11 protein-coding genes are annotated in these 12,855 nt (G+C 43.7%); all 11 read right to left on the bottom strand.

Going from position 1 to position 12,855, the window contains the following annotated elements; translation table 11 throughout:
- Positions 1–35: 35 nt before the first annotated feature.
- Positions 36–749: an elongation factor P 5-aminopentanone reductase gene (ymfI, locus tag CHH58_RS03095; protein ID WP_095261997.1), complete on the bottom strand. Its 714-nt coding sequence runs from the start codon at positions 747–749 to the stop codon at positions 36–38.
- Positions 750–751: 2 nt separating this feature from the next.
- Positions 752–2,041 (bottom strand): EF-P 5-aminopentanol modification-associated protein YfmH, encoded by a 1,290-nt coding sequence (gene yfmH / locus CHH58_RS03090; RefSeq protein ID WP_095232644.1) that lies wholly within the window; start codon positions 2,039–2,041, stop codon positions 752–754.
- Positions 2,034–3,320 carry an EF-P 5-aminopentanol modification-associated protein YfmF gene (yfmF, locus tag CHH58_RS03085; protein ID WP_095234293.1) on the bottom strand — a complete coding sequence of 429 codons (1,287 nt, stop codon included), beginning with the start codon at positions 3,318–3,320 and terminating at the stop codon, positions 2,034–2,036. The genes yfmH and yfmF overlap by 8 nt, the downstream gene beginning before the upstream one ends.
- Positions 3,321–3,484: 164 nt before the next feature.
- Positions 3,485–4,438, bottom strand: coding sequence for an ABC transporter permease (locus CHH58_RS03080; RefSeq protein ID WP_095230219.1), 954 nt, complete (start codon positions 4,436–4,438; stop codon positions 3,485–3,487).
- 1 nt (position 4,439) lies between these two features.
- Positions 4,440–5,483, bottom strand: coding sequence for an ABC transporter permease (locus tag CHH58_RS03075; RefSeq protein WP_095232641.1), 1,044 nt, complete (start codon positions 5,481–5,483; stop codon positions 4,440–4,442).
- Positions 5,483–7,015 carry an ABC transporter ATP-binding protein gene (locus CHH58_RS03070; protein WP_095230215.1) on the bottom strand — a complete coding sequence of 511 codons (1,533 nt, stop codon included), beginning with the start codon at positions 7,013–7,015 and terminating at the stop codon, positions 5,483–5,485. Before CHH58_RS03070 ends, CHH58_RS03075 begins: the two co-directional genes overlap by 1 nt.
- 152 nt (positions 7,016–7,167) lie before the next feature.
- Positions 7,168–8,241, bottom strand: a complete 1,074-nt coding sequence (locus CHH58_RS03065; protein WP_373554116.1) for a BMP family lipoprotein — start codon at positions 8,239–8,241, stop codon at positions 7,168–7,170.
- 220 nt (positions 8,242–8,461) lie between these two features.
- Complete coding sequence (locus CHH58_RS03060; RefSeq protein WP_095261996.1) at positions 8,462–10,771, bottom strand: FtsK/SpoIIIE family DNA translocase; 2,310 nt, start codon at positions 10,769–10,771, stop codon at positions 8,462–8,464.
- A gap of 152 nt (positions 10,772–10,923) precedes the next feature.
- A complete protein-coding gene (locus CHH58_RS03055) occupies positions 10,924–11,133 on the bottom strand; it encodes a YlzJ-like family protein (protein ID WP_095230205.1) in 210 nt (69 codons plus the stop codon).
- A complete protein-coding gene (locus CHH58_RS03050; RefSeq protein ID WP_095230203.1) occupies positions 11,130–11,861 on the bottom strand; it encodes a ClpP family protease in 732 nt (243 codons plus the stop codon). Before CHH58_RS03050 ends, CHH58_RS03055 begins: the two co-directional genes overlap by 4 nt.
- Positions 11,862–11,961: 100 nt before the next feature.
- Positions 11,962–12,825, bottom strand: coding sequence for a 4-hydroxy-tetrahydrodipicolinate synthase (gene dapA, locus CHH58_RS03045; protein WP_095261995.1), 864 nt, complete (start codon positions 12,823–12,825; stop codon positions 11,962–11,964).
- Between the last annotated feature and the right edge of the window lie 30 nt (positions 12,826–12,855).

The raw sequence follows: 12,855 nt of genomic DNA, 5'->3' as shown, positions 1-12,855 counted from the left end.
AGGGGATTCCTTATTCAAAAAAGAATGACTTAATTTTACCAGCCGCCGTTCACTTGAAGTGCATGTCCGTTCACATAAGCAGATTTGTCGCTTAACAGGTAACTGACCGCATCTGCAACTTCGCTTACATGTCCGAATCGATTCATCGGAATATCTTCTGTAAGTAGATTTTTTTCTTCTTGACTTAAATGGCTGTTCATCCCGGTTTCTATCGCTCCCGGTGTTACAGCATTTACTCTTACACCGCTCGTTCCGATCTCCTTGGCCAATCCATTGACAAATCCGATTTGAGCAGCTTTGACGCTGGAATATGCGACTTCAAAGCTTGCACCTCTTTCTCCCCAAATCGAAGAGACAATGACGATTTCGCCCTTTCTGCGCGCAACCATTGGCGGCAGAATATGCTGGCATATTCGCCATGGCGCCTTTACATGAACAGCAAGAAGGTCATCCATCTCCTTGTTCGTCATATCCTGGAACATGCCATAATGGGCCATACCGCCAGCATAGACAAATTGATCGATCGGGAAAGATAAAAAGCGGAGAAGCTCCGACAAACCAGCTTCGTTCGTCAAATCAGCCTTGATTGTTCCAAGCACACTTTCCGATATATCACGACAAAGAGCTTCTATTGCTTGTTCATTCTCATTGTAATGAAGCAATAGCTGATGCCCTTCACTGGCAAGCTGACGGGCGCAAGCAGAGCCTATAGCTCCGCTTGCGCCCGTAATGAAAATGACTCTGCCCATGTTTATGCCTCCTGCGGCAGGATCTGGCAGACAGCCAAACGATCCTCGTTGAACCATTCTTTTAGAAAGTCATTCGCATCTGCGGCAGTCAGTTTTTCAATTGCTGGTACAATATCGAACAGATCCACTCCAGCAAGATGATACTGGATGAAACGATTGGAGACGAATTCCAAGCTGTTCATTGCTCTAAGCATCTGACCGATTGTTTTTTTCTTCATCCGTTCCATTTCCGCCTCAGAAACAGTATGATCTTTCATTCGCTGCAGCATTCCTTTGACTGTATCCGCAAAGCGATCCGGCTCTTTCGTATTACCGCCAATGATCGAGAAACCGAAGTTTTTCTCCAGACTTGTTTCAAAACCGAAGCTGTCATCAATCAAATCATTTTTGTATAGTTCTTCATAGTAGACACCGCTCTTAGAGAAATAATAATCCAGTACCATATCCGTAAGCAATTCTTGTTTCAGATATGCTTCTGGAGATGCATAATCTGTGTTCTCTTTGATCCCGACCATACATTTTGACACACTGACTGGCATACGGACTTGTTTTTTCTTTTCTGCTACTGTTTCAGGCTCTTCAGGGAAGAAGCGCTCGATTTTAGCAGGCGGAGCGAATTTCTTGCTATCCTGATTTGTGCGAATAAGTTCAATCATCTTCTCTTCATCAATATTACCTGTCACGAATAAGGTCATGTTCGAAGGATGGTAAAAGGTGTTATAACAAGTGTAAAGATCTTCCTTCGTAATTTCCTGAATGGATTCCACCGTTCCTGCTATATCAATTCTTACAGGGTGTGATTGGAATAGGCTTTGGATAGTTCCAAAGAAGGAGCGCCAATCTGGCTGATCGTCATACATACGAATTTCCTGTGCGATAATGCCTTTTTCCTTCTCGACCGATTTATCAGAAAAATACGGGTCCTGTACAAAATCAAGTAAGGTTGTAACATTCTCTTCAATATGAGAAGTCGCAGAAAACAGATAAGCTGTTTGAGTGAAAGAAGTGAAAGCATTCGCTGATGCACCTTGTTTGGTGAAATCCTGGAACACATCCCGATCCTCTTTTTCAAAAAGCTTATGCTCCAGAAAATGCGCAATGCCTTCTGGTACGGTGATTTTCTCTTTGCCATCAAGTGGCACAAAAGTCTGATCGACTGACCCATAATTCGTTGAGAAGATCGCATAGGTTTTCGCCATCTCCGGCTTCGGCTGCAAGAACACCTTTAAACCGTTCGGCAGTGTTTCTGCGTAGATGGATTCTTGTAATTGTTCATAGTGTTTCTTATGCATTCTTCTCGGCCTCCTTATTCGTCAGCAGATACACAGTATCCAATTGTACTTTTTTAGCCACTTGCAGTACATCTTCCGTGGTTACTTGTTTGATGGAATCAAGCATCTGCTCGATTGTTATGTTTTTATTTCCCATCACCTGCTGGTATAGCGTTTCAATATGACCTGCTGGATTGTCGATTGTCTCTAAGATTTGACTCACGATAAGATCCTTCACTTCTTCAACTTCAGTTCCTTCGAATTCTCCTGCTTGCATGGAAGCAAGCTGAGCGTCGATAATTTCCTTTGCTTTCTGATAATCTTTTGGATCGATACCAGAGAAGACGAATAATAGACCTTTGTGGCTCTCAAAGCGCGAAGCAGCATAATAGGCAAGGCTGTGTTTTTCTCTGACATTCCGGAAAAGCTTCGAACTCGGGAAGCCGCCGAATAAGCCATTAAACACTTGCAATGCTGCATAATCTGGATCATCGTAACGGATATTCGTCCGATAACCAAGGTGGAGCTTGGCTTGTTGTACATCCTGTGTTTCAATTACTTCCTGTACATCAGCAGGAGCCCGATGTACAGATGCTGCACGTTCTTCAAGTGGAGAAATATCTCTTTCTAGGAATGGCTGAACCGCCTTTTCAGCTAGTTCGCTATCTACATCACCAAGAATATAAATATCCATTTTATCCTGCTTCAGCATTTTCTCATAAAAACCATATAGCTTGCTGCCGTCCATGTCTCCCAGTTCCTCTTCATACCCGTGCACATGAAGACTGTACGGTTCACTTTTACACATCTCATCGATAAGTCGCATATTTGCATAGCTCATCTTATCATCCTTCAACGCCACCATCTTTTGTTTTAGCGTTTGTGTTTCGCGTGAAACGATTGACTCTGTGAAAGCGCCGTTTTCAGCTTTCGGCTCAAATAGGATCTCGCGCAACAGATCTACTGCTCTTTCAAACAAAGGAGTTCGGTCACTGAGGTAATTCTCATTGGCAACATCGAGACGAAGCGTGATGATATGCTTCTCCCCTTTTTTCGTACCTGAAATAGACAGAATAGCACCATACAAGTCATCGAGTTTCAGTCGTAATGCACGCGCATCAGATAAATTGGCTGTACCCTGCTGCAGTACATATGGAAGCAGCGCTCTTGCTGTAATAGTCTCACGCTCTAGCGGCGCCTGTAATTTTACAGCTATGCTAATTGTCTTATATTTTTTAGTCGGTATAAGGTGCAGCGTCGCACCTTTTCCTGTGATGATTTTTTCACCTGCGATTTTCATAAGGAACCTCCCTGGCTTCTGTTATGTATAGCTTCTGTAGTTTTGCTTATATATATCCGACAATCCTCGCTATGATTACCATATTAATGAAAAAACGCCTAGAAGTAAAACGAATCGGATTGCATAAAAAGACCCGATGCTTAAAAAACATCGGGTCTTTCGTCTTAGCGGCTTCCTTTTACGTACGGAACACCGCTTGCTTTTGGCGCTACCGAACGACCGATGAATCCTGCCAAAGCAAGAATAGTCAGCACGTAAGGTGCAATCAGCAAGTAAACCTGCGGAACATTTTCAAGCAGCGGAATAGATGAACCGACCACGCTCAAAGACTGGGCAAAGCCGAAGAATAAAGCTGCTCCCATTGCTCCAAGCGGATTCCACTTACCGAAAATGACTGCAGCAATTGCCATGAATCCTTGACCAGCAATTGTAGATATAGAGAAGTTCTGAGATATTGTCATAGCGAACACTGCACCACCAATTCCGGCAAGTGCTCCAGAAATAATTACGCCGATATATCTCGTCGTGTAAACTTTAATTCCGTTCGTATCTGCAGCCATTGGGTGTTCTCCGACTGCACGAATACGAAGACCAAATGGGGTCTTATACAGCACATACCATGCAAGGAAGGAGAGGACAATAGCGATATACGACGTAATATACATATTGTTAAAGAACATATTACCGATGACCGGAATATCAACCAAGAATGGAACATCTGTTGTATAAATCGGCTGCGATATAAAGTCGGTTTGGCCTTTTCCGAAAATCTGCTTGATCATGAACACTCCAAATCCAAGCGCCAGCATGTTGATTGCAACCCCTGTGACCGTCTGGTCTGCACGGAAGGTAATTGTAGCAACAGCATGGATTAAAGAGAACAGCATCCCGGCAACCATAGCAACCAATATGGAAATCCATGGTGCGGCGGTTCCTAAAGCATCAGCATATAGCAAATTGAACGTTACCGAAGAGAAAGCCCCGATAACCATGAGACCTTCTAAACCGATATTGATGACACCTGAACGCTCACTATACACACCGCCTAATGCGGTGAAAATAAGAGGAGCGGCAAAGAACAACGTTTGCGGAATAATGGAATAAAGGATATCCAGCATTTTATTTTTTCTCCCCTTTTTTCAATTGCAGCAGCGCCCAGCGAATGATGAAGCCGGAAGCGACAAAAAGAATGATCAATGCAATGACGATTTCGATAATTTCATTCGGTACACCCGCTGTGGACATGTTAAGCGAGCCCACTTTCAGAAATCCAAAAAGACTGGCTGATAACACAACGCCGAACGGGTTGTTCCCGCCTAGAAGCGCTACAGCGATACCATCGAAACCAAGGTTTGAGAATGCTGTATTCGTAAATGCATTTCCGAAGGTTCCAAGACCTTGCATTGCACCAGCAAGACCTGCGAATAGACCTGAGATCAGCATCGAGATGACAATGTTTCGTTCCACTTTCATCCCTGCATAATTGGAGGCATGCTGGTTGTAACCTACAGCTTTTAATTCAAAGCCGAGCTTCGTACGCTCCAGTATGACCCACATAACAAGCACCATCAATAAAGCAACGATGAAACCAAGGTGCAAGCGGGATCCTGTTAATCCGATCAGAAAATCGTTCGTCAGGGATGCAGTTTGTTTCACTGGCTCTGTTGTCTCCTGATTATCTGTAAGCACAGAACGAATCAAATAGTTTGTAATATGAAGTGCAATATAGTTCATCATGATACTGACGATAACTTCATGGACACCGAGCTTCGCCTTCAGGATACCTGGCACAAAAGCCCAAAATGCTCCTGCAGCAGCTGCTGCAAGAAGTGCCAGCGGCAAATGAATAAAAGCAGGTGCATCAACAGCAGTACCTACCCATACAGCTGCAACCCAGCCGACCAGCACCTGGCCTTCTGCACCGATATTGAACAATCCGGTACGGAAAGCAAAAGCGATTGCCAAACCAGTGAGGATATAAGGTGTGATTCGGTTAACTGTTTCGGACATGAAGAACGGGCTGTCAAATACGCCATTCCACAGTGCCTGATAGCCGAGTATCGGATTATAACCGAAAATAAGCATGATAATTGCACCGGCAACCAAACCAAGGATAACCGAGATGATTGGTATGATGAAATTGAACTTTGTGCTGGAAAACATTAGTTTTGCGCCCCTTCTTTCTCAAGCTTCGAACCTGCCATCAGTAATCCAAGCTCCTGTTCATTTGTTTCCTTCGGATTTACTGTCGCAATGATTTTCCCATCGAACATAACAGCAATACGATCACTTACATTTAAAATCTCATCTAGTTCGAACGAAACGAGCAAGACAGCTTTTCCTTGGTCACGCTGTTCTATTAGACGTTTGTGGATGAATTCAATTGCACCTACGTCAAGACCACGAGTCGGCTGAGCTGCGATTAACAAATCCGGGTTACGGTCGATTTCACGGCCAATGATTGCTTTTTGCTGGTTTCCGCCGGATAGTGTACGAGCTTTAGATAAGTGACTAGGAGTACGAACGTCGTATTCTGCTATGAGTGCTTTCGCTTTATCAAAGATTCGTTTGAAGGAAAGAAAACCTCCAGTCGAATAAGGCTTTTGATAATATGTTTGCAAAACAATGTTTTCTCCGATAGAGTAATCAAGCACTAAACCGAGCTTGTGACGATCCTGTGGTATATGACCAACTCCGCTTTCCGTAATGGCGCGAACTGGCATATTCGTAATATCCTGATTTTTCAACGTCACTTTTCCTGCTGATTTTTTACGAAGTCCAGTAATTGCCTCAATTAATTCTGTTTGACCATTTCCGTCAACTCCGGCAATTCCGACAATTTCGCCTGCTCTTATATCAAGGTCCAGTTCTTTCACCATGTCTACATGGCGGGAATCCTGTACTGTCAGACCTTGAATGGAAAGAATTGTTTCTTTAGGTTCAGCAGGTTTCTTTTCAGTAGAGAAGCGTATTTCACGTCCTACCATAAGAGAAGCCAGTTCATTCGGGTTCGTTTCAGATACGTCAACTGTTCCGATACCCTGCCCTTTCCTGATTACCGTACAGCGGTCACAAACTTCCATGATTTCTTTCAATTTATGAGTGATCAAAATGATAGATTTGCCTTCTTTGATCAGCGTCCGTAGGATAACAATAAGTTCCTTGATTTCCTGCGGTGTCAAAACAGCTGTTGGTTCGTCCAGTATGACGACATTTGCACCGCGGTACAATGTTTTCAGTATTTCTACCCGCTGCTGCATACCAACGGAAATATCGCTGATTTTCGCTGTGGCATCCACTTGCAGACCATATCGATCTGAAAGTTCCTGCACTTCACGAACCGCTTTTTTCATATCAATCTTAAGACCTTTTTTCGGCTCACTGCCGAGAACGATATTTTGGGCAACTGTGAAGGTGTCGATAAGCATGAAGTGCTGGTGCACCATTCCGATACCTAATCTATTGGCAACATTCGGATCATTGATTTCGACTTTCTTTCCGTCTACGCGGATTTCTCCCTTTTCCGGCTGATAAAGGCCGAACAGGACGTTCATGAGTGTGGATTTTCCTGCGCCATTTTCTCCTAGCAGCGCATGGATCTCTCCTTTTTTCACTTGAAGCGTGATGTTGTCATTGGCGACAATTCCGGGAAATTCTTTGCGAATGTTCAGCATTTCGATTACATAATTCTCCATATTTTACACTCCTTCTCGGAATTACGAACTTTCTTTGATTCTGTTCAAAAAAAAATCGTCAATTGAAGCGGGGAATTGTCTAATTAAAAGACGCTTCAGTTGAAGATTTTTTTATAAAGGGCTAGAGTGCGTACTCTAGCCCTTCTGGTTTCTTATAGAGAATCTACATATGCTTTCAGTTCGTCATCCGTAGTTGGAGCAGTTACATCACCATCGATGAGCTTTTGCTTCCATTCGTCTACAGCTGTTTTGATATCGTCTGTGTATGCTTCTTCATTTGTTTCTGCAATACCGATTCCATCATCTTTCAAACCGAAAGATACAATTTCTCCACCAGGGAATTCGCCATCTTTGGAGTCCTGAGCGACTCTCGCTACTGCAACATCAACAGCTTTTAGCATGCTAGTCAATGTCACGTTGTTATCTCCGATTTGGCCTTCATCATACTGGTCACGGTCAACACCGATTACCCAGTAGCTTCCTTCTGGATCATTGTTTTTCAAATCTTTTGCTTGTGCGAATACACCGTTACCAGTACCTCCGGCAGAATGATAGATAACATCTACGCCAGAGTTGTACATGTTGGATGCAATCAATTTACCTTTATCAGGAGCACCGAAGGAACCAGCATACTGTACATCCACTTCGATATCTTTATTGACTGATTTCGCACCAGCTACGTATCCTGCTTCAAACTTCTTGATCAATTCACTTTCTTCTCCACCAACAAAACCGATTTTACCGGATTCGGATTTCGTCGCTGCAGCTACACCTGCAAGGAATGAGCCTTGCTGCTCTTCGAATACGATGCTCGCTACATTATCTTTTTCTACGACTGAGTCAATGATGGCAAAATGCGTTTCTTTGTTCTGATCTGCAACTTTACCGATATCCTCTGCAAGTTTGAACCCGACTCCGAAGATCAGATCCGTGTTGGATTGCACAAGGCGATTCAAGTTTGTTGCATAATCAGATGCACTGTTAGATTGAAGGTAGTCATATCCTTCTTTCTCTTTTAGGTCGTTGTCTGCACCAAACTGTGTAAGACCTTCCCAAGCAGACTGGTTAAATGATTTATCATCAATACCGCCAGTATCTGTAACCATAGCTGTTTTGAAGCTGTTGCTGTCGCTTCCGCTCTGCTCGGAGCTGCCGCCGGATCCACATGCACTAAGCACGACGCCTACGACAAGAAGCAAACCTAAAAGTACTGCATAACGACGCATTTTCAAGATAGAAACCCCCAAATATAGATTGATAGCTAAGTTGAAGCCTGATACATAATTAGTAGATTAATAGGACATAATTACTAAATCCGCTTCACTCGAACATAATATAACATGCTTTTTACAGAAAATAAATACTTATTTTACAAAAAACACGAATATTCTCGTTTTTTTTAGGGTGATTCAACTACTTTTTGGTACTTTTCTTGAAAATTGTGTCCTACGATAGTTTGTCCTCCGCAGACTTAGAAACTAACACTTGACGCGGTTTGCTCCCCTCATATGGTCCTACTACTCCCCGCTCTTCCATTGCATCTATCAATCTAGCCGCTCTCGTATAACCAATGCGGAATCGGCGCTGCAGCATGGAAACACTGGCACTCTGCATATCTGTTACAAGGAATACAGCGTCATGGTAAAGTTCATCCTCAACCTCTGATTGTACTTCCTGCTCTTCATCTGGAATCATATCTGTCTGGTATTGTGCTTTCTGCTGTTCAATACAGTGATTGACAACATTCTCCACTTCTTCATCGGATAAGAATGCTCCTTGAATACGAGTCGGCTTGGAAGTACCTACTGGGATGAACAGCATATCTCCTCGGCCAAGCAGCTTCTCAGCACCGCCGCCATCCAGAATCGTACGGGAATCTATCTGAGAACTTACGCTAAAGGCGATACGCGACGGAATGTTTGCCTTGATAACACCAGTGATAACGTCAACTGATGGACGCTGGGTAGCAATAATCAAATGTATCCCTGCTGCACGTGCCATCTGTGCCAATCTGGTAATGGCATCCTCTACTTCACTGGAAGCGACCATCATCAAATCGGCAAGCTCATCAACTAGCACAACAATGAATGGCAGGAAAGGCTGTTCTTCATCATTCAATTCATTCTGCTTTTGAATATAGGCATTATAACCTTCGATATTTCTAGTGCCGGAATCAGAGAACAGGTCATACCTGCGCTCCATCTCGGCTACAACTTTCTTTAGTGCTCTGGATGCTTTTTTCGGATCCGTCACGACTGGTGTCAGCAAATGAGGAATGCCGTTATAGACATTTAGCTCTACTTTTTTCGGATCAATCATCATCATCTTCACTTCATGCGGCTTAGCACGCATCAGAATGCTTGTAATGATGCCGTTGATACATACACTTTTTCCGCTTCCGGTAGCCCCTGCTACAAGCAAATGGGGCATCTTATTAAGTTCTGCCACAACAGATTCACCTGATATATCACGTCCAAGAGCAAAACTTAGCTTGGAGCCTGTTTTTACCTGACTATTGTCCAGCACCTCTCGCAGCGATACGCTCGCCACTTCTTTATTCGGCACTTCAATTCCGACAGCTGATTTGCCTGGTATCGGCGCTTCTATACGGATATCTTTCGCTGCCAAGGCAAGTGCTAAATCATCGTGAAGATTTACAATCTTACTAACCTTCACACCGGTATCCGGATAAACTTCATACTTCGTTACAGCTGGACCGACATGTACCTTGCTCACCTTTGCCTTAACTCCAAAGCTTTGGAAAGTCTGCTCGAGCTTACGTGCGACAGCTTGAATCTGAGAGCGTTCTTGTTTCTGGCTGTTCTTCTTCGGCTGTTTCAGCAACGTAATGCTAGGAAGCTGATAGTCCCTGTTTTCCAGTTCTGACGCAGGCAGTGCCTCTTTCTCATCAGAAGTAGGCTCTACAACTTGCTCTTTTGGTTTATCTTGTTTAGGTTCAATAATCTCTGGTTCAGGATCTGCGTAGGCAATATTCGTGAAATCTTGGATGATTGGTTCCTCATGAATAGGCTCCGGTTCTGCCTCTGCTGCTTCTTCCTTCTCAGCTAATACTTGTTGACGTTTCTGCTTCCTCTGTGGTCGTTCCGATTTTTTACGCTCTTTTGTTTCCGAAAGCTTATCTTTCATTTTATCTGAAGAAGCACTTACCCCTTTTCTCAAAAGGGCGAACAGCTTTTGAACGACAGAACTAAGGGACGTATTGCTCAAAATCAGGATACCAATTACCACTAGAAAGAAAGCGATGATCTTAGCTCCTGTAGCAGACAGCAGATAATAACTTAGTGCGAAAAGGATAGCTCCTACCATCCCTCCGCCTAGAGCCGCTGGATCAATCGTATCCTGCACATAAGCTAAATAATAGTTCCAGCTTGTCTTGATGATCGATGGCTGTTCTACCTGACTCAGCTTATCCTCGAACGCTTGAATATGGGTGAACAGTAAAATACCCGCAGTAATCGCATATAACCCGATCAGCTTCTTATGAAGCAGGTTCGGCTTTTTACATCTGGCCATCAAGTAGATGCCGACCCCACCCATAAAGATAGCAAGCAAGAAATACCAGCTTCCAAAGAAGAAGCGGAATAAATGCTCAAGCGCATTCGGTATCGCCCCATCACTGATTGCTCCTGCGCCGCTTCCGAATACTGCAAGAAATACTAATAATAGTCCAATTACTTCAAAGCTCATTACTTGCTTGAACTTGGTTTGTCGTTTTTTTGTTTTTCGTTTAGCCATTGTAGGGTATCTCCTTGTTATGCATTGCTTATGTACTTCTTTAGATGTAAAGAAAACCCCTGCCAACGACAAGGGTTTTCTAATTCATACGTCAATTTGCCATCTGAATTCAGTATAACATAGCTAGCAAAAAGACGAACGTACGTATTCATTTATAAGGAGAACAATTTTCCTGGTGCACAGTTTTCATCAAGAAAATCAGCAGGATCTGTCGACATCAACTGGTGGACACGATACATGCCATTGCCCAAGTGTTCGGCCTGAACTGTTTTTCCGTTATATTGCATAATTTGGTGAGCTTCAAATTGTGTTGCCTCAACAGGAAAAATATCTTCTGCAGCAAGGGGCGTATACAAAATCATTGTAATTCCCCGTTCAAGGTTGCTTGCCGCTGCTCCATCAATTCATTCAGCTTTTTCATGGCATGCTGTACTCCACCAACTTCATGGATCAGTCCGTAGGAAACCGCATCGGTTCCAACTACATTCGTACCGATGTCACGTGTGAGATTTCCTTTCGCAAACATAAGCTCCTTAAATTTCTCTTCGGTTATCGAAGAATGAGAGGTGACGAAGCTTATAACTCGATCTTGCATCTTATCCAAGTATTCAAAAGTTTGAGGAACACCGATGACTAAGCCTGTCAGCCTGATTGGATGAATGGTCATCGTTGCTGTTGGCACGATAAAGCTATAATCCGTACTTACGGCTATTGGAGCCCCGATGCTATGTCCGCCTCCAAGGACGATAGATACAGACGGCTTTGAGAGTGATGCAATCATCTCTGAAAGCGCAAGACCCGCTTCGACATCTCCTCCGACCGTATTCATCAGCACGATCAATCCCTCTATTTTTGGATTCTGCTCGATCGCAATCAACTGGGGAATGACATGCTCATATTTTGTTGTTTTATTTTGTGGCGGCAGCTGCATATGTCCTTCTATCTGACCGATGATAGACAGCACGTGAACACGGGAATCAGGTGCCTGGGCAACTGATGTTTGTCCGAGTTGCTGGATTTTTTCAATAATGGATTTTCCGCCTGATTCTTCGTTTTCGTTTTCTTGATTATCGTTACGTTCCTTAGCCATATTCCTAGCTCCTTTCCATACTTGCTTTTAGTATGGACAGTGAGCCAGGCACCATACATAAACAAAGAAGCAGGAGGAGTCCTCCTGCTTCTTTCGTCATTTATACAAATAGCTTACTGACATTCTCTTTTTCTTCATCCGTTAGTTCAACTAGCGGAAGACGGACACCGCCTACTGCGATACCTTTTTGATTTAATGCCTCTTTCACTGGTGTCGGGTTCGGTGCCTGGAACAATCCTTGCATTACCGGCAGAATCTGCTGATGAATGCGGGAAGCATCTTCAATATTTCCAGCTTCATATGCTTGCAGCATAGCCTGCATCTCGTTACCGACAACGTGGGAAGATACAGATACGATTCCATCACCGCCAATAGCAGCTATCGGAAGGGTCAAATCATCGTCTCCGCTGTACAGACTGAAATCATCAGATGTGCCTGCAATGACCTTCGTCATGCTGCTCAAGTCACCAGTGGAATCTTTCACAGATACGATATTCGAAATCTTCGACAGCTCAATCACAGTTTCCGGTTCAATCTTTACAACAGAGCGACCTGGGATATTATAAAGCATGATCGGCAGCTTCGTGCTATTTGCAACTGCTTCAAAATGTGCATATAATCCGCGCTGGTTTGGTTTATTGTAGTACGGCGCAACGATCAGTGCCGCATCAACACCAATTTCTTCAGCTTCTTTTGTAAGCTCGATACTCGCTTGCGTGTTGTTGCTGCCGGTTCCAGCTATAATTGGAATCCGGCCGCCTACCGTTTTCACTACATGGCGGAACAAAGAAAGTTTTTCTTCATGGGAAAGCGTTGGCGATTCGCCTGTCGTTCCAGCTACGACGACGGCGTTTGTTCCATTCTCAATCAAGTAGTCGAGTAAACGAGTAGTGGCATCAAAATCAATCTGACCTTGATTATCGAATGGGGTTACCATTGCTGTAATAACTTTACCGAATTTCATCGTAAAACTCCTCTGCCTTCAACAATTATC

Source organism: Terribacillus saccharophilus (assembly GCF_002272745.1).
Lineage (GTDB): Bacteria > Bacillota > Bacilli > Bacillales > Amphibacillaceae > Terribacillus > Terribacillus saccharophilus_B.
The sequence above is the reverse complement of the archived record's forward strand: the minus strand, read 5'-3'. Positions and strand labels throughout refer to the sequence as shown.